Here is a 17,782-nt window from a genome sequence, read left to right on the forward strand (position 1 = left end):
GGACCGTGCCCGCCATTAAGCCTGCCTATCGCAAAATCGAGGCGGGAATGGAACCGTCGATCATGCAACCGGGAAAACTATCGCGGCGCAGATGGCCTGCGCCGCGATTTTAATCAGAGTGCGGACTCAAGCACGCCCTTCATCCAACGCGGATGTTCGAGCACGCGACCGCAACCGACAGCAACGCAGGACAGCGGATCATCAGCGACCGAAACCGGCAGGCCGGTGTGGTCGCGGATTTCGACATCCAGACCGCGCAGCAGTGCGCCGCCGCCCGTCAGCATGATGCCCTTGTCGGCGATGTCGGCGGCGAGTTCAGGCGGCGTGGCTTCCAGCGCCACCTTGACGGCTTCGATGATCTGGGTGACCGGCTCGGCCAGGGCCTCGGCGGCCTGACGCTCCGAGATGCGGACTTCGCGCGGCACGCCCTGCATCAGGTCGCGGCCCTTGACCTCGATCGACAGGCCTTCGCCGTCGGCGGGGATGCGGGCGGTGCCGATATCCTTCTTGATGCGCTCTGCGGTCGTTTCCCCGATCAGCAGGTTATGATTGCGGCGCATGTAGCTGATGATGCTGTCGTCCATCTTGTCGCCGCCGACGCGGACCGAACGCGAATAGACGATGCCCGACAGCGACAGAACGGCGACTTCCGTCGTGCCGCCGCCGATGTCGACGACCATCGAACCCGTGGGCTCGTGGATCGGCAGGCCCGCGCCGATTGCAGCCGCCATCGGCTCGTCGATCAGACCGACGCGGCGCGCGCCGGCGTTCAGGCAAGAGTCATTGATCGCGCGACGCTCGACCGCCGTGGCGCCCGACGGCACGCAGACGATGATCTTCGGGTTCACGAAACCCTTGCGGTTATGCACCTTGCGGATGAAGTGCTTGATCATTTCCTCGGCGACTTCAAAGTCGGCGATGACGCCGTCACGCATCGGGCGGATGGCTTCCATATGACCCGGGGTGCGGCCCAGCATCTGCTTGGCCTCGATGCCCACAGCGTGGACGATCTTGCGTCCGCCGACATTACGCAGCGCAACGACTGACGGCTCATTCAGGACGATGCCTTTGCCCTTTTGGTAGATCAGGGTGTTGGCGGTGCCCAGGTCCATCGCGATGTCGTTCGAGATCGCGCCGAAAAGGGAAAAGCTCATGGAAAATGATACCGTTTGTTCTGACCGAGGGCGTCTGTTCTGCAGTGGACTTGGCGACGCCCTAACTGTCACGGCATCCCCGTGCCGGACAGCGTCCTGATCGTCTTCGCCACGCCTACTCAGGCCCGTTTGCCTGTATGTTTCTGGGATTACAAGCCCTGATCACCGCCTCGTTAGCGTGACATGAACGACAGCGGTCAAGGCTAAGCCGCGCGCGTTTCCAGACATTCCGCCAACGGATAGAGTTCCCGCTCTTCTCGATCCACGCGCTGGGCGACCGCCTCCATCAACACACGACTGACGACAGCAAATCTATCGGCGTTCCGGTGGATCATTTCGACCGGCCATTGACGCTGATAATCACACCAGGCTTCGGCCAGACCGCCCATGTCTTCAGCGCAGTCTTTTGTGATTTCAACGACGCGGGCATCGTCGCACCCCATCAGGGTGGGATAAAGCTCGATGTCCTCAAGCTCCAGATGAAGGCCCAGCACCCGGTCAAGTTGCTCGATCAGGAAGCGCGCGTCTTCGGCGTCGTCCCGACTGCGCACCTCTCGCGACACGCCGATCAGGTCGCTGGCTATGCGAATGATAGCGCGATGGTCCTGATGCAACCTTCGCAAGTCCATAGGCGGCGCTCCGTACACTTATGCACAGCCTGAGCGCTCGCCATGAATGAGGATTGAATTCATCGGTACGCAAAATCCCTGATGAATCTTGTGATTATTCGCCCCGTGACGCCTCTCGACGCTTCACCAGTTCACGAACGCACAGCATGAGAATCAGCCAGGCCAGAGCGACACCAGCCAGGATCACCGAGGTCCAGACGCCGTCGCCGCTGACGGCCGTCATGAAGGATCCGCCGAAGAAGGCCACAAGGGCCGTTTTGGGCAGCACGCCCAGGGCGCAGCCCGCCAAGAACCCAGGGAACGACGCCCGCGCGGCGCCGAACGCCATATTGACCACGATGAAGGGCGCAGACGGGACGTTGCGGATCATGAAGCTGGCGTAGAAGGCGTTCTTGCCGACGAACCGCGTCAGGCGCCCCACGGTCTTTCCGCCGTGCCGCTCAAGCAGCCGGGCGGTCGGCCCGCGGCCCAGCCAATAGGTCACGCCTGCCGACACCACAGTGGCGATCCAACTGTAAAGGAAACCGAACCACGGCCCGAAGGCGACCACGCAGGCCGCGATCAGGATGAACTGCGGCGCGCCGAAGAAGGCCGCGATCGTAAACACGGCGATGGCGGCGACCAGCCCCCAGGGGCCATGCCGGAACCCCGCAAGCCACGCCTCAAGCTGGTCTTCCGCCTCCAGACCGAGTTGGCTCTTGCCGATCGCGAACAAGCCGATCATCGCGCCCAGCAGCAAGGCGGTCGCCAGCACAGCGCGCCAACGGCGCGCCTCCATGTTCGACAGGAAATCGATGATCCAGCGCATCAGAAGCGCCGCTTATCACTCCGCCCGCGCATTAGCGAGCATCCACGCATTGTCCCCGGGGGCGACCACGCGTAAGGAACCTCGCCTCCCCGGCAAAAACTTCCAAAACCCACGGGATAATCATGTCCAGCCTGCAATCCTCCGCCCTCTCCCGCGTCAAGCCTTCGGCGACCATCGCCGTCACCGCCCAGGCGCGAAAGCTGAAAGCCGAGGGTCGCGACGTGATTGGGCTCGGCGCCGGCGAGCCGGACTTCGACACGCCCGATAATGTGAAGCAGGCGGCCATCGACGCGATCAATCGCGGCGAGACCAAGTACACCGACGCCGACGGCATGCCTGAGCTGAAGGCCGCCATCGTCGCCAAGTTCAAGCGCGAAAACGGCCTGGACTATACGACGGCCCAGATCCATGTCGCGCCGGGCGGCAAGCCCGTCATCTTCAACGCCCTGGTCGCCACGCTGAACCCCGGCGATGAAGTCATCGTGCCCGCGCCCTACTGGGTGTCCTACCCGGACATGGTGCTGCTGGCGGGCGGCGAGCCGGTCACCGTCGTCGGTGAAGAGAAGGACGGCTTCAAGCTGCGTCCGGAAGTGCTGGAAGCTGTGATCACGCCCAAGTCCAAGTGGCTGATCCTGAACAGCCCGTCCAACCCGACCGGCGCCGCCTATACGCGCGCCGAACTGGAAGCCCTGGCCGAGGTTCTGCGTCGTCACCCCCACGTCTGGGTGCTGACCGACGACATGTACGAGCACCTCGTCTATGGCGACTTCGAATACACCACCATCGCCCAGGTCGCGCCGGATCTCTACGAACGCACCCTGACGGTCAACGGCGTGTCCAAGGCCTATGCCATGACCGGCTGGCGCATCGGTTATGCAGGCGGCCCCAAGCCGCTTATCGACCTGATGCGCAAGGTGGCCAGCCAGACGACCTCCAACCCCGCCAGCATCAGCCAATGGGCGGCCGTCGAGGCTCTGAATGGACCGCAGGAGTTCATGGCCGAACGCCGCGACGCCTTTGAAAAGCGCCGCGACCTGGTGGTCTCCATGCTGAACCAGGCGACCGGCATCACCTGCGCCACGCCTGAAGGCGCCTTCTACGTCTATCCGTCCATTGCTGGACTGATCGGCAAGACGACCGAGACGGGCGTCGTCATCGACGGCGACAGCACATTCGCCACTGAACTGCTGAACGCCGAAGGCGTCGCGGTCGTGCAGGGCGAAGCCTTCGGCCTCAGCCCCTACTTCCGCATCAGCTACGCCACCTCGGACGCCGTGCTGGAAGAAGCCTGCACCCGCATCCAGCGCTTCGCCGCATCGCTGCGCTGATCCGCACAACAGGCTGAAACAAAAACGGCGGCTCTTTCGAGCCGCCGTTTCTTTTTGCCTGAAGCCCAGGATCAGGGACGGCTGGCCATACCCAGCTTGACGGGCTTGGCGTCATCCGACGCCCCGCCACGCTTCACGCCCCACAGCAGGATGATCGGCGCGCCTACATAGATCGACGAGAAGGTGCCGATGACGACGCCGAAGGCCAGGGTGATCGAAAAGCCGCGCAGGGCCTCGCCGCCGAAGACGGCCAGAACGATCAAGACGATAACCGTGGTGACGCCGGTGATGATCGTTCGCGACAACGTTTCGTTGATCGACAGGTCGATCACTTCACGCAGCGGCATGACCTTGTACTTGCGCAGGTTCTCGCGCAGGCGGTCGAACACCACGACGGTGTCGTTCATCGAATAGCCGATGACGGTCAGCAGCGCCGCGACCAGGTTCAGGCTGAACTCCATCCGCAGCAGGACGATCAGACCAAAGGTGAGCGCCACGTCATGCAACAGACCCGCAACGGCGCCGATCCCGAACTGCCAGGGGAAGCGGAAGGCGATGTAGAGGAACATCAGCACCACGGCGATGACCAGGGCCAGAACGCCGTTGGTCAGCAGTTCGCCGGACACTTTCGAACCCACGACGCTGACGCCAGAATAGGTCACCTGCCCCACCGCCTGGTCGATGGCGTGTTCGACCTTCTGGACAACTTCCGTCTGGTCGGCGTTGGCCGGGACCTGGAAGCGGACAATGGCGGTCGAACCGTCATTGGCGTTGGTGTCGCGTCGCGCGATGCCCTGAACCTGGACGTCGCCCATGCTCAGGCCGTTCACAGCCCCGCGCAGACGATCAAGCTCCAGAACCTGCCCCGCAGGCTTGGACACCTCCATGGAGGCGCCGCCCCGGAAGTCGATGCCCAGGTTCAGACCGGGATAGAAGCAGCCGACGATCGCCGCCACAGTCAGGATCGCCGACATTATGGCGAATCCCTTGGCGTATTTGACGAACTGGAAGTTCGTCTTGTGCGGCAGCAGTTTGATGATGGGCCAACCGTTCATCGACATCACTCCGCGATCGGCAGTTTCTTGGGCTTGGCCACCTTGAGCCAATAGCCGAGCAGGACTTGGGCCGTCAGCACCGCCGAGAAGACGGAGGTGAAGACGCCGATGGTCAGGGTCCAGGCGAAGCCGCGCACCGGGCCCTCACCGAACAGGAACATGATGCCTGCCGCGACCAGCGTGGTCAGGTTGGCGTCGACAATCGTGCCCATGGCGCGGTTGAAGCCGGCGTCCATGGAGGCGATCACCGAACGTCCCTGTCGGGCCTCGTCACGCATCCGCTCGTAAATCAGCACGTTGGCGTCCACGGCGACGGCGAAGGTCAGGATCAGACCGGCGATGCCCGGCAGGGTCAGCGTCGCCTGGGTCAGCGACATGGCCGCCACGATCAGCAGACCATTCAGCGCCAGGCCGATGACCGAGATGCCGCCGAACAGGAAGCCGTAGGCCAGGATCATGAAGACCACGATCACGACAAAGCCGAGAGCGGTCGACAGGGCGCCTGCGGCCACGGCGTCGGCGCCCAGTTCGGCGGTGACGACGCGGCGTTCTTCAACCTTCAGGGGCGCAGGAAGGGCGCCGCCGTTCAGCAGGTTCACCAGGGTCGAGGCTTCCTGAATGGAGAAGTTGCCGGTGATCTGGCCCGAACCGCTGGTGATCGCGCTCTGAATCGTAGGCGCCGAAATCACCTTGCCGTCCAGAATGATGGCGAAGGGCTTGCCCAGGTTGGCGGCGGTCGCTTCGCCGAACCGGCGTGCGCCGGCGCCGTCAAAGCGGAAGTCGATGGCGGGACGACCGCTCTGGTCCGAGCCGACGCCTGCGCGGGTCAGGTTCTCACCCGAAACCAGAACGCGCTTCTTCACCAGATAGGGCACGCCCTGCTGGTCTTGCAGCAGTTCGGAATCCGGCGGGACGCGGCCTGCGACAGCGTCGTTCACCGAGTTTTCGGTATCGACCATCTGGAAGGTCAGCTGCGCCGTCTGGCCGATAACTTCCTCAAGCTTGGTCGGATCGCTCTCGCCCGGCGCCTGGACCACGATGCGGTCCGCGCCCTGGCGGGTGATCGAAGGTTCGCGCGTACCCAGACTGTCGATGCGTCGGCGAACCACGGTGATCGACTGGTCAACCGCCGCCGGTCCCATACCGTTCATCGCCGCTTCGGTATAGGCGAAACGCAGACGACCATCGCCCAGGCGCGACGCCACGCGCTCGGCCTGACCGCCCGGTCCGACCTGTCCGCCCAGTTGCTGCAGCGCCTTGAACGCCGCATCCGTCTGGGACGGGTTGGCCAGCGTCACCACGACGCCGCCCGCTTCACGCTGCAGGCCGCTGGTGGCGATGCCATCGCCGTTCAGGGTGACGCGCACGTCTTCGATCAGGTTCGTGACCCGCTTCTCGCGCATCTGCGGCACGTCGACTTCAAGCAGCAGGTAGGAGCCGCCCTGAAGGTCCAGGCCCAGGTTAAGCCCATGCTTGGGCAGCCACCCAGGCAAGGCCTCACGCTGCGCTGGCGTCAGCAGATTGGGATAGGCCAGGAAGCAGCCGATGATCGCCGAAGCGACAACGAGGATGATCTTCCAGCGCGATAGCTGAATCATGCGGGCGGTCTCGGTTCAGCGATACCGGAAGGGTATCAGGCCTTGGAATCGTTGGCGGCGATGGCGGTGCGGTTGCGGACCTCGGCGATCATCGCCTTGACGACGCGGACGTTGACGCTGGGCGCGATCTCGACATTGACCTCGGCCTCTTCGACGCGGGTCACCTTGCCGATCATGCCGCTGCCCAGGACGACGGTGTCGCCACGCTTCACAGCGCTGATGGCGGCCTGATGCTCCTTGGCGCGCTTTTGCTGCGGGCGGATCAGCAGGAAATAGAACAGGATGAAGATGGCGACGATCGGCAGGAACTGCACGATCACGGCCATGATGCCGCCGTCAGCTTGAGCGCCCATGGTAGTCTCCGAACACGAGGAAGGCTGCCCTCGTCGGCGCCCCCCATTAAAAACGAGGCGCGGAACCTAGGGCCGCGCCTCGACGAATGCAATGTGGCGCGGCGTCAGCGCGGCAATACCGTCAACGGATCAACCGCCACGGGGTCGTCGCCGCGCATCTGTCGGGTCTCGAAATGGATCGACGGACGGCCGTCGCCAGCGGTCAGGCCCACAGTCCCGATCTGCTGACCGGCGCGGACATCGTCGCCGTCCTTGACCGTCGCAGAGCCCAGATGGCCGTAAACCGTGCGCCATCCGCCATTGTGGACGATCAGGACCGTCAAGCCCTGCCCCACCAGATCGTCACCGACATACGCCACGCGCCCAGCCGCAGAGGCGGCCACGGCTGCGCCTGCAGCGGCGCCGATATTGATGCCGTTGTTGCGTTCACCCATGCCGACCGGCCCGAACCGGCGCAGCACTTCGCCGCGCACAGGCCATTGCAGGGCGATCGCGGCGGTCGATGTCGGCGGGGCGGCGGACGCCACGGGCGGAACGGGGGCCGTAGGCCGGGTCTGCGCCGGCAGGGCTGCATTGCCTGAGCGCGGCGGCGGCGGCGGCGGGGCGACGCCATTGTTCGGCACCAGAACGCCGACCGGGGACGGGCCGGTCGCATAGGGATCGTGGCCCGTGTCGACGGCTGCGTCCGGCAGGATGATTCGCTGCCCGGTCGTAATGGCGCCGCGCGGACCCAGGCCGTTCAGGTCGATCAAGGTCTGCACGGGCGTCTGGAAACGACGACCGACGCCGGAAATCGTGTCGCCCGCCTGGATCACATAGGCAGCGCCTGGCGAGACATGCGTGGGCGTGCGTGTCGGCGGCGGCGGCGAATATTCGTCACGCGGCGGGGTGTAGGGCTGCTGGACGGGCGGCTGCACGACCACGGGCGGCGGCAAGGCCCCGCCTTCCACAGACCCGACCGGCGCCGTTGCTGGCGGCGGTGATTCGTAGGGCGCGGTCTGATACGGCTGGGTCGGCGGCGTATTGGGATAACCGCCCTGCGGGTACGGCCCCGCCTGCCCTGCCCCTTGTGTCGGATGGGTCGAATAGCGCGGCTCGGACGGGTAGCTCGTACAGGCCACCGCCGTCAGCGACGCCCCTGCGATCAACGCCGCTTTCATCAAGGCCGATTGTATCGCCACCCGCAACTCCTCACATGGTTAAGACCGGCCCCTGCGGTTTGCCCGCTCAAGCCCTTGAATCCAACCCTTCAATGCGCGCAGAATTGGGGCGTGAAGGTTAACAGGCCCTTCAGATTTCCTTGGCCGTGCCCTCGACCAGCGGCACAAACCGCACTTCCGTCAGGCTTTCGCGGCGGAACGAACCGTCGCCCTGCCCCACATAGCGATGCAGCATCTGCACCGAGGTGCGGCCGACCGGCGCGACCAGAACCCCGTTGGGCTTCAACTGTTTCAGCAGTTCCGTCGGTTCCGCAGGCGAGGCCGCCGTCACCATGATCCGGTCGAACGGCGCCTGCTCGATCCAGCCCAGACCGCCGTCGCCGTGCTTGGTGATGACATTGTCGATATCCAGCGTCCGCAGGCGGCTTTCAGCCTCGACCAGCAGGCTGCGATAGCGTTCCACCGAATAGACATAGCGCGCCAGCCGCGACAGCACCGCGCACTGGTACCCGCTGCCGGTGCCGATCTCCAGCACGCGGTGGCGCGGCTGGACGTCCAGCGCCTGGGTCATCAGGCCGACGATATAGGGCTGGCTGATCGTCTGGGCGCAGTCGATCGGCAGGGCCTGATCCTCCCACGCCTGATCCAGGAACTTCTCGTGCACGAAGACCGCGCGGTCGATGCTCTCCATCGCCGCCAGCACGCGCGGGTCCGTGACCCCCTGCTGGCGCAGCGACAGGATCAGTCGTCCGGCGCGGTCGTCGTGCAGGTTCAAGCGGCCCGGTCCGTCTTCTTGGGCGGGGCGCCGCCCAGCACCTTTTTCAGATCATTGACGCTCTGCATGTGCGTCAGGTCGATATGCAGGGGCGTGACCGAGATCCGGCCCTCGTCGATGGCGCGCAGGTCGGTGCCCTCGGGATGCTCCTGCTTCTCGCCGCGGAAGCTCATCCAGTAATAGTCGCGGCCGCGCAGGTCGGTGCGGCGCACGGCGTGCATTTCGCCGACATCGCGGAACCCCTGTTTCGTCACCTCGACCTGTTCGACCTGTTCGGGGCGGCAGTTGGGGAAGTTCAGGTTCATGACCACGCCCGGCGACCATTTCTGATCCAGAAGGCGGGCGATGACTGCGGGGGCGAAGGCTTCCGCCGTCTCCCAGTGGGCCACCACTTCGTCATGGAACCGCTCAAGGCTCTGGCTCAGGGCGATGGAGCGGATGCCGAAGGCCATGCCCTGCAACGCGCCCGCCACCGTGCCGGAATAGCTGACGTCCTCGCCGATGTTGTGGCCGCGATTGACGCCCGACAGCACCAGATCGGGCCGCTCCGGCATCAGGTCGTTGACCGCCAGAACGACGCAGTCGGTCGGCGTGCCCGTCACCGCGAACCGCTTTTCCCCCAGATGATGCACCCGCAGCGGCTCGGTCAGGGTGATGCCCCGTCCCTTGGCCGACTGTTCGACAGCAGGCGCGCACACCCAGACATCGTCGCTCAGGGTGCGGGCGATCCGCTCCAGACAGGCCAGACCCTCGGCTTCGATGCCGTCGTCATTGGTAAGCAGAATACGCATTAGGCGCCGACCACCTTCAGGCCGCCCATATAGGGTTGCAGCACGGCAGGCACCGCGATGCTTCCGTCCTCCTGCTGATAGTTCTCCATGATCGCCACCAGCGTGCGGCCGACCGCCAGACCGGAACCGTTCAACGTGTGGACGAACTCGGTTTTCTTCTCGCCTGCGCGCTTGAAGCGGGCCTCCATGCGCCGGGCCTGGAAGTCGCCGCAGTTCGAGCAGCTGCTGATCTCGCGATAGGTGTTCTGGCTAGGCAGCCAGACCTCCAGGTCGTAGGTCTTCCTGGCCGAAAAGCCCATGTCGCCCTTGCACAGCAGCATCTTGCGATACGGCAGCTCCAGCGCCTGCAGCACAGCCTCGGCGCAGCCGACCATCCGCTCGTGTTCGGCCTCAGAGTCCTCCGGGCGGGTGATCGACACCATCTCGACCTTGGTGAACTGGTGCTGGCGGATCAGACCGCGAGTATCCCGCCCCGCCGAACCGGCCTCGGCCCGGAAACAGGGCGTCAGCGCCGTCATGCGGATCGGCGTCGCCAGTTCGTCCTCGGGCAGGATTTGTTCGCGGACGAGGTTGGTCAGAGAGACTTCGGCGGTGGGGATGAGGTAGCGCGCAGAATCAACAACTTCGGTGTCATCACCTGCCACTGTCACTAGGTCTGCACTCTGATCCCAATTAAGACGCCTGTCCGGTTTCAACATGATACCAGCAGCTTGGCGCCCAGTGCTCTCCCAATCCTCGCCCCACGGCATCACAGACGAAGCAAAGAACAAATCTTCTCGAAACTTCGGCAACTGTCCTGTACCGAACATCGCCTCGTCGCGCACCAACAGCGGCGGGTTCACTTCCAGATAGCCGTGCTTGTCCGTCTGCAGGTCCAGCATGAACTGGCCCACAGCCCGTTCCAGACGCGCCAGTTGGCCCTTCAGCACCGCGAACCGCGCGCCGGACATCTTAGCCGCTGCTTCAAAGTCCAGCAGGCCCAGCGCTTCGCCCAGATCGGCGTGATCCTTGGCAGGACCGCCCTCGCGCGGCGCGCCCCAGCGGGACACCTCGACGTTCTGGGCCTCGTCCTCGCCTTCCGGCACATCGTCGGCGGCCAGGCTCTTCAGACCCGCCAGCAGGTCACGCAGTTCCTTGCCGACGCGGTTCTCGACCTCGGTAGCGGCGGCGATGTCGCCCTTCAGGCTCTCGACCTCGGCTTTCAGACGGTCGGCCTCAGCCATGTCCTTCTTGCCCATGGCGGCGCCGATCAGCTTGGAGGCGGCGTTGCGCTTGGACAGGGCGTCCTGGCCCGTCGTCTGGGCCAGACGCAGTTCGGCATCCAGACGCAGAATATCGGCGACCAGACCATCGGCTTCGTCAACGCCGCGCGACGACCAGCCCGCCACGTAAACCTGGGGGTTTTCGCGAATGGCTCTGATGTCATGCATGGCTCTAAACCTTGGTCAGGCGGGAGAAGCCGAACGCTCTACCCGGATGGGCAGAGTCGGGCAACGCGCGACAGAAGCCAAATCCTTCTGACGCAAGGCGATCAGGGTCAGCGGGTCTTGCCCAGCAGCCGGTCCCGCGCGGCGTTGACCCGCATGGCCAGCCCCTCGGTGCCGCCCTGATCGGGGTGCGCGCGCGCCATGGCGCGTTTCCAGGCGGTGCGGATTTCCGCCTCTGTGGCGTTGCGCCCGACGCCTAGCACGGACCGTGCGTCCGCCTCGCTGATCGGCTCAGACCGCACGACCGGCCGCATCCGCGATGACCAGATGACATAGAGGCCCGCGCCCGCCAGTCCCGCCGCCGTCAGCCATGCGCCATGAGACGCCGCCAGCACCGCGCCAGCCACCATCACCGCGCCCAGCAGGGTCGCTGTCACGCGCCAGTGCCCGCGACGCGGCTTCTCAGTCTGTCGGCCCAGCCGCACCAGCGCCCAGACGGCAATCCCCGCCAGGGCGACCCAGATCAATCCCATGAACGGTTCAGTCCGCCTTTCAGGCGGCGACGTCCAGCGGCTGCATCGCCTGCTCCAGCCCCATGGCCTTCATCAGGTTGCGAAGCTCCTGGCGCGCGGCGACGTGGGCCAGGGAGACCGCCACAGGGCGGATGTCGTTGGACAGGTCCGCCACCGTCAGGCCGAAGGGGAACAGTTCGCGATAGATGACCCGGTCGCGCAGGCCCGGCCCGACGCGGAAGCCGACCCGCTTGGCCAGCTTGTTCATGCGTTCTTCCAGACGTTTGCGGTTGCGCGCCTCGGCCACGGCCAGACGGTTGGTGACGACCAGCCAGTCGATGGTGGCGTTGCGGCCCTGGCTGATGGCGCGGACCTTGCGCGCCTCCCAGACGCTCTCGGAATAGATCGACGGCTTCAACAGCTCCAGCGACACCGGATCCACCTCGCCCAGCAGGTCGAAATCGACGAAGCTGTCGTTCATCGGCGTGACGATCTGGTCAGCCCGCGCGTGCGCGGCGCTGGACACAGCCGTGTCGCCGCCGGGCGTGTCGATCAGTATGCACTCGACGCCCTGGGCCACCGCCTCGTCAAACGCCCGCTCGAAGGCGATGATCTGCTCATCAACCGACGCCTTGGCCAGCGCCTTGCCATCGCCCATGTCCGGGATCATCGGCTGCGGCAGCGTATGACCGTTGGCCTCCACCCAGCTGAGCCGATTGGTGAAGAAGCGCTGCATGGACCGCTGGCGCAGGTCCAGGTCGATGATGGCGACCGTCCGGCCCGCGTGCAGCAGGCCCGTCACAATGTGAATGGCCAGGGTGGACTTGCCCGCCCCGCCCTTTTCGTTGCCCAGAACGATCACATGTGGCTGCGTCATGAGGAAATCCTCTGTGCCGGTCGACGCGACTCAAATTCGGCGCGACCCTCAATGGGCGGAGATTCGGCTTCCTGGCGGCAAACGTCAACGGAACCTTAACGCCAGCCTGTGGACGATGTCAGCCCTGACGCGCGCACCAGGCGTCGGCGACTTGCGCCGCGTGACAGACAGCCACAGCCGTTTCCGCCGGGATCGGCCCAACCTTCAGCCGTGTCAGGCTGCGCCCGTTGACCTCAACCCCTTCAAACACAGGCGAAAGGGTCGCCAGTTCATCCCTGGTCCTCAGCCGCGCCCACGCCTCGCGCGCGCCAGCCTCGCTGGAATAGGCGCCCAGTTGGATGGTGCGGCCTTCAACCTTTGCAACAGCAGGGCGAAGCACGGGCTCCTCTAGGGGCCGGACCGGCTCGCGGATCACCGCGCGGACGATTTCAGCCTGTTCGACAAGGGGCTCGGCTGGTGCTGTGATCACGCGCTGCGACGGGCTGAAACCACTGCGCAGTCCGTCGGACTGGGCGTCGCGCGCATCCCACATTTCATGCGGGTCCATCAGCGACACCTGAAGCGGCGAGAACCGGGCGGGCCGCAGCCCCGCTTCTGCGGCTGAGTTGCTGTGCGGCGCGGCCTTGCCGCCCCGTGACACGTCAATCGCCGCCACCTGTTCGGCCATGGCGTGAAAGCGCTGCGGGTTTTCAACTACGCCGCAACCGGCAAGCATCGCCCCCCAGGTCATGGCCAGGGCGATCAGAACTGGACGTGTCGCTTGTGCGGGCGTCATAAGCACGACCCTAGTCTCCAGACTTTGAAGTCTGGTGCATGAACAGGCTTAAACTTGAAGGTTAATCGCTTCACCATGACTGACGCCACGTCCCTGCCCGTCGCCCGCTCCGTCGCCGAGTTGCGTCAGATCGTCGGCGACTGGAAACGACAGGGGCTTAGGGTCGGCATGGTCCCCACCATGGGCGCCCTGCATGAAGGCCACCTGACCCTGGTGCGCGAAGCGGCGCGCCGCGCAGACAGGGTTCTTGCCTCCAACTTCGTCAATCCGACCCAGTTCGCTGCGCACGAGGATCTGGGCCGCTATCCGCGCCAACAGGAAGAAGACGCCCGCCTGCTGGCCGGCGCGGGCTGCGACCTGATGTTCGCCCCCACGGTGGAGGAGATGTATCCGCAAGGTTTCGCCACCAGCATCGCCGTCTCTGGCCCGGCGCTGGGCCTGGAAGGCGACGCCCGCCCCCAGATGTTCGGCGGCGTGGCTCTGGTGGTCACCAAACTGTTCAATCAGGCCCAGCCGGACGTCGCCGTGTTCGGCGAGAAGGACTTCCAGCAGCTGATGGTCATCCGCCGCTTCGTGCGTGACCTGGACCTGCCCGTCGAGATCATCGGCAGCCCGACCGAGCGGGATGAACATGGCCTCGCCCTATCCTCGCGCAACGCCTATCTCAGCGGAAAGGAACTGGCCACGGCGCGCAGTCTGAACCTGATCCTGCGCAAGGCGGCGGATGAGGCCGCATCGGGCCGCCCCCTGCCTGGCGTCGAGCGTGAGGCCTATTCCGCCTTGCTGAAGGCAGGGTTCGACCGCGTCGACTACGCCACCATCCGCCACGCCGAAGACCTGACGCCGTTCAGGGACGACATCGTCGACGCCCCGGCCCGCATCCTGGCCGCCGCCTGGCTGGGCAAGACGCGGTTGATCGACAATATGGCCGTCGGCGCCTGACAGCCGAAGGGCCGCACCCGTCGCCGGATGCGGCCCTTTTCCAGTTCAAAGGCGCGGCTTAGCCGATTGCGCCGACGCAGCCTTCCGCATCGCCCGGCGCCAGTTCTGCGTCGGTCAGGGCGATGGTCCAGCCGTGGTGCGTGTTCAGGCCCCAGCGACGTGCGCCGCCGCCGTCGCCTGCGTCCCCGCCAGCGGTGACCACAACGCGGCGGCCGGTCGGCAGGGCCGGAGGATCAATCTTGCCCACCGCCAGAGACGTCGGCGTCTCGCCGCCGTAACCGTCGAATACGCTCAGCATCGACCATTCGCGACGCAGGCCCATCCACCAGGCGTCTTCGGTGTTGATGGCCAGAACAGCAATGCCATGCCCCTCCGCCGCGAAGGCCAGCGCCTTCTGCGGATCGCGGACCATGCGAATATCGGCGGCGGCGCCGAAACGCAGGCGGGCGCCGTCATAGGCGCGGGTCGGCTCTATCGGCGCCCAGACCTGGACCTGCAGACGGCCTTGGCGGGCCAGACCCCAGCCGACGATCTCACGCCACAGATGCTCGACGGCCTCGGCGTTCTCGGGCTGGCATTTGGACAGCATCCTCGCCAGCACGGTCTGCTCGCGGTCAGGCCTCAGCTTGGTGTGCGGGCCGGTAGGAGCGTCCTTGGCGCGACCGACAGTGGCGGCGACGGCCAGACGCTGTTCGAACAGGTTCAGGATCTGGTCGTCGATGCTGTCGATCTCGGCGCGCAGGGCGGCCAGAGCCTGTTGCTCGGGGGTCAGATCGGCCACGTCAGGCCACACTTGTTGGACGTTGGAATTCAGCATTGGATTGGGCTTTCAGCATGGGGGAATTTCGATGTGCAGGGGCGAACAGCCGCTCTGATCCAGAACGGTCGCCGGTGAGACTGTCAGGAGCGAAGTAAGCCCGACGCCTCAGCCGGCGTATCGAAAGCCGTAAAAGCCGTAGCCAAAATAATAGCCGGCAACCGCGCGCATACGGTCGGAAGAAACAGAAAGAGCGCGCTGGCGGGACATGGGTCCGGGTCCGGTTATTCAGGATCGTTTGCGATCCGAGCGGCCTTAAAGGACGCAAAGACTATGCGCAGTCAACCCTGCGACACGCCCAAAAGCAGGAAACGCGTCCGATTATCGCTCGAATCTTGCAAATCGTTGCGCAGGATCGACAGACCATACACCTCAGCCGCGCCGACAGGCGCAATCGCCGCCCGCGTGGCGTCGCCTGCTTCGGCGACATCTCGCGCGGCGCCGGCCGTGTCGAAATGCTCAATGATCTTCAGGTGCATGCCCTTCAGCGTGGCGGCGCACTGGGCCAGGGCGATGGGGTGGCTTTCGACCGATCGGATATCGGCCAGCCGCGCGCCTTCCACCGACATCAGGGCATGACGGATGGGCCGCCAGACATCCGCCAGCACGGCCAGTCCAGATTCCCGCACCAGCGTCGCCGCTGGCTCAACCGCCCCGATGCTGGAGTTTTCGACCGGGATCAGGGCCATATCGCAATCGCCCGACGTCAGGGCCGCCAAAGCTTCCGCAAAGGTCGCATGGGGCACAGGTTCATCCCAGGGGCGCAACGCAAGGCAGGCTTCATGACTGAAGGCGCCCAGCGCGCCCTGAAACGCCACGCGGGCGTAGGCGGGTTCATCAGCAGGTGAAGGCGTATCGGTCATGATCGGTCCTGGATGCGCGCCAGTCCTTACAAAGGACCGACGTTGTGGCCGCATCGCGTCCACAACAGATTGCCTTTGCGGCGCCCGCTCGGTCGCGACAAGCGGAGCGGGATGACCGCCTGACCGAAGTCAGGCGGTTTTCTTCCGTTCGTCAGGCCGCAGCCGACTGGTTCACACGGCCAGATTTCAGGCGTTCCGCCACCAGGAAGGCCAGCTCCAACGCCTGATCGGCGTTCAGGCGCGGGTCGCAGTGCGTGTGATAGCGGTTGGACAGGTCGTCCTCGGTCACTGCCTGGGCGCCGCCGATGCATTCGGTGACGTTCTGGCCCGTCATCTCCAGGTGGACGCCGCCTGGGTGAACACCCTCGGCCTCAGCCACGTCGATGAAGGTGCGCACTTCGCCCAGGATGCGGTCGAACGGACGGGTCTTGTAGCCGTTGCCCGCCTTCAGCGTATTGCCGTGCATCGGGTCGATGGACCAGATGACCTTGCGGCCCGAGGCCTTCACTTCGCGCATCAGCTTGGGCAGACGCTCGCCGACCTTGTCGTGGCCGAAGCGGCCGATCAGCGTCAGACGCCCCGAGATATTGTCCGGGTTCAGCGCATCGATCAGCGGCAGCAGATCGTCTGCCGTCATCGTCGGTCCGCACTTCACGCCGATGGGGTTCTTGATCCCCTTCATGAACTCGACATGGGCGCCGTCCAGCTGACGGGTGCGTTCGCCGATCCACAGCATGTGCGCCGAGGTGTCGAACCATTCGCCAGAACCACCGTCCAGACGCGTTAGCGCGCTTTCGACGTTCAGCAGCAGGGCTTCGTGGCTGGTGAAGACCTCGACCCGGCTCAGATCCGGGTGGGTTTCAGGCGTGACGCCGACAGCTTCCATGAAGGCCAGGGCCTCGGTGATCTTGTCGGCCAGTTCGCGGTACTGGGCGCCCGCGGCGTTATCGCCCGCGAAACCCAAGGTCCAGCGGTGGATGTTGTACAGGTCCGCATAGCCGCCGCCCGCAAAGGCGCGCAGCAGGTTCAGCGTCGAGGCCGACTGGTTGTAGGCGCGGATCAGGCGTTGCGGATCAGGCATCCGCTCTTCCGGCGTGAAGCCCATGCCGTTGATGATGTCGCCGCGATAGCTGGGCAGCTCCACCCCGCCGATCTCCTCCAGCGGCGACGAGCGCGGCTTGGCGAACTGACCGGCGATGCGGCCGACCTTCACCACCGGCTTGCGGCCGGCGAAAGTCAGCACCACCGCCATCTGAAGGATCAGACGGAAGGTGTCGCGGATATTGTCGGTCGAGAACTCCTTGAAGCTCTCGGCGCAGTCGCCGCCCTGCAGCAGGAAGGCCTCGCCCCGCTCAACCTGCGCCAGCTTGGACGTCAGGTGGCGGGCTTCGCCTGCGAAAACGAGGGGCGGCAGGGCGCGCAGCTCGTCCTCGACGACTGCGAGCGCTTTAGGATCCGGATAGTCCGCCGGCATGTGCAGGGCGGTCTTCGTTCTCCAACTTTCGGGGGTCCAGCGTGTCATCGCGCAAGAATAAGGCTTCGCAGCGCATCAAACAACGGAAACAGGGACAGATATTGCTTTAATCCGCCGACTGGTCCTCTGGCGGTGATTTTTCGCCCGCCGCCTCGGCTTTTCGCTCGGCTTTCAGGGCCGCCTTCTCCGCCGCCTTCTTCGCCGCCGCCCGCTCACGTTCCTGGCGCTCAAAACTGTAGTTCGGCTTACGGGCCATCGGCGTCTCCATTCGTTGGTCTGATCGCAAGATGGCGACAGGAACATCCGTACACAACGGATGGATTCGCCGCACCACGCGACTGTACGCATCGATATTTCTCAACATCGGCGTGAAAAGCCCGGCGGACGGCGCGCATCGCCCTCTACGCGATAGGTCGCAGGCCTGACGCCTGAACCTTCCCGTCG

19 protein-coding genes are annotated in these 17,782 nt (G+C 65.1%); 2 read left to right on the plus strand and 17 right to left on the minus strand.

Annotation, left to right across the window (positions count from 1 at the left end):
- Window positions 1–113 precede the first annotated feature (113 nt).
- From JKF87_RS04490 to JKF87_RS04500, 3 genes are all read right to left on the minus strand, one after another.
- Window positions 114–1,154, minus strand: a complete 1,041-nt coding sequence (locus tag JKF87_RS04490; protein ID WP_201097701.1) for a rod shape-determining protein — start codon at window positions 1,152–1,154, stop codon at window positions 114–116.
- Window positions 1,155–1,357: 203 nt separating this feature from the next.
- Window positions 1,358–1,768 (minus strand): hemerythrin domain-containing protein, encoded by a 411-nt coding sequence (locus JKF87_RS04495; protein WP_201097703.1) that lies wholly within the window; start codon window positions 1,766–1,768, stop codon window positions 1,358–1,360.
- A 109-nt stretch (window positions 1,769–1,877) separates the two neighbouring features.
- Window positions 1,878–2,591: a TVP38/TMEM64 family protein gene (locus tag JKF87_RS04500; protein WP_201097705.1), complete on the minus strand. Its 714-nt coding sequence runs from the start codon at window positions 2,589–2,591 to the stop codon at window positions 1,878–1,880.
- Window positions 2,592–2,713: 122 nt separating this feature from the next.
- On the opposite strand from JKF87_RS04500, the gene JKF87_RS04505 reads away from it, so the two are divergent.
- Window positions 2,714–3,919, plus strand: coding sequence for a pyridoxal phosphate-dependent aminotransferase (locus tag JKF87_RS04505; RefSeq protein ID WP_201097707.1), 1,206 nt, complete (start codon window positions 2,714–2,716; stop codon window positions 3,917–3,919).
- Between the two features lie 71 nt (window positions 3,920–3,990).
- Here JKF87_RS04505 and secF read toward each other — a convergent pair whose 3' ends face one another.
- From secF to JKF87_RS04555, 10 genes are all read right to left on the minus strand, one after another.
- Window positions 3,991–4,980: a protein translocase subunit SecF gene (gene secF, locus JKF87_RS04510; protein ID WP_201097709.1), complete on the minus strand. Its 990-nt coding sequence runs from the start codon at window positions 4,978–4,980 to the stop codon at window positions 3,991–3,993.
- The gene (secD, locus tag JKF87_RS04515) at window positions 4,980–6,572 is read right to left on the minus strand and encodes a protein translocase subunit SecD (RefSeq protein ID WP_201097711.1); all 1,593 of its coding nucleotides are present in this window, start codon (window positions 6,570–6,572) and stop codon (window positions 4,980–4,982) included. The genes secF and secD overlap by 1 nt, the downstream gene beginning before the upstream one ends.
- A 35-nt stretch (window positions 6,573–6,607) precedes the next feature.
- Complete coding sequence (yajC, locus tag JKF87_RS04520; protein WP_201097713.1) at window positions 6,608–6,925, minus strand: preprotein translocase subunit YajC; 318 nt, start codon at window positions 6,923–6,925, stop codon at window positions 6,608–6,610.
- A 104-nt stretch (window positions 6,926–7,029) separates the two neighbouring features.
- Window positions 7,030–8,106: a M23 family metallopeptidase gene (locus JKF87_RS04525; RefSeq protein ID WP_307417436.1), complete on the minus strand. Its 1,077-nt coding sequence runs from the start codon at window positions 8,104–8,106 to the stop codon at window positions 7,030–7,032.
- Between the two features lie 109 nt (window positions 8,107–8,215).
- Window positions 8,216–8,860 carry a protein-L-isoaspartate(D-aspartate) O-methyltransferase gene (locus tag JKF87_RS04530; protein ID WP_201097715.1) on the minus strand — a complete coding sequence of 215 codons (645 nt, stop codon included), beginning with the start codon at window positions 8,858–8,860 and terminating at the stop codon, window positions 8,216–8,218.
- A complete protein-coding gene (gene surE / locus JKF87_RS04535) occupies window positions 8,857–9,651 on the minus strand; it encodes a 5'/3'-nucleotidase SurE (protein ID WP_201097717.1) in 795 nt (264 codons plus the stop codon). The genes JKF87_RS04530 and surE overlap by 4 nt, the downstream gene beginning before the upstream one ends.
- Window positions 9,651–11,081 carry a serine--tRNA ligase gene (gene serS / locus JKF87_RS04540; protein ID WP_201097719.1) on the minus strand — a complete coding sequence of 477 codons (1,431 nt, stop codon included), beginning with the start codon at window positions 11,079–11,081 and terminating at the stop codon, window positions 9,651–9,653. Before serS ends, surE begins: the two co-directional genes overlap by 1 nt.
- Before the next feature lie 107 nt (window positions 11,082–11,188).
- A complete protein-coding gene (locus tag JKF87_RS04545) occupies window positions 11,189–11,611 on the minus strand; it encodes a J domain-containing protein (RefSeq protein ID WP_201097721.1) in 423 nt (140 codons plus the stop codon).
- A gap of 19 nt (window positions 11,612–11,630) precedes the next feature.
- The gene (locus JKF87_RS04550; protein WP_201097723.1) at window positions 11,631–12,467 is read right to left on the minus strand and encodes a division plane positioning ATPase MipZ; all 837 of its coding nucleotides are present in this window, start codon (window positions 12,465–12,467) and stop codon (window positions 11,631–11,633) included.
- Window positions 12,468–12,585: 118 nt separating this feature from the next.
- Window positions 12,586–13,242 carry an SPOR domain-containing protein gene (locus tag JKF87_RS04555; RefSeq protein WP_201097725.1) on the minus strand — a complete coding sequence of 219 codons (657 nt, stop codon included), beginning with the start codon at window positions 13,240–13,242 and terminating at the stop codon, window positions 12,586–12,588.
- Window positions 13,243–13,317: 75 nt separating this feature from the next.
- Here JKF87_RS04555 and panC point away from each other — a divergent pair, with 75 nt between their 5' ends.
- Window positions 13,318–14,184, plus strand: a complete 867-nt coding sequence (gene panC, locus JKF87_RS04560; RefSeq protein ID WP_201097727.1) for a pantoate--beta-alanine ligase — start codon at window positions 13,318–13,320, stop codon at window positions 14,182–14,184.
- Between the two features lie 58 nt (window positions 14,185–14,242).
- On the opposite strand, the gene JKF87_RS04565 is transcribed toward panC, so the two are convergent.
- The 4 genes from JKF87_RS04565 to JKF87_RS04580 all read right to left on the minus strand — a co-directional run bounded on the left by JKF87_RS04565 (window position 14,243) and on the right by JKF87_RS04580 (window position 17,594).
- Window positions 14,243–14,965, minus strand: coding sequence for a chorismate mutase (locus tag JKF87_RS04565; protein WP_244999672.1), 723 nt, complete (start codon window positions 14,963–14,965; stop codon window positions 14,243–14,245).
- A 317-nt stretch (window positions 14,966–15,282) separates the two neighbouring features.
- Window positions 15,283–15,864: a prephenate dehydratase domain-containing protein gene (locus JKF87_RS04570; RefSeq protein ID WP_201097731.1), complete on the minus strand. Its 582-nt coding sequence runs from the start codon at window positions 15,862–15,864 to the stop codon at window positions 15,283–15,285.
- A 151-nt stretch (window positions 15,865–16,015) separates the two neighbouring features.
- Window positions 16,016–17,386, minus strand: a complete 1,371-nt coding sequence (locus tag JKF87_RS04575) for a class II 3-deoxy-7-phosphoheptulonate synthase (RefSeq protein WP_201097733.1) — start codon at window positions 17,384–17,386, stop codon at window positions 16,016–16,018.
- A 58-nt stretch (window positions 17,387–17,444) separates the two neighbouring features.
- Entirely contained in the window at window positions 17,445–17,594 is a 150-nt protein-coding gene (locus tag JKF87_RS04580) for a hypothetical protein (protein ID WP_201097735.1), read from the minus strand.
- Window positions 17,595–17,782: the final 188 nt, after the last annotated feature.

It is taken from the genome of Brevundimonas nasdae (assembly GCF_016654005.1).
Lineage (GTDB): Bacteria > Pseudomonadota > Alphaproteobacteria > Caulobacterales > Caulobacteraceae > Brevundimonas > Brevundimonas nasdae.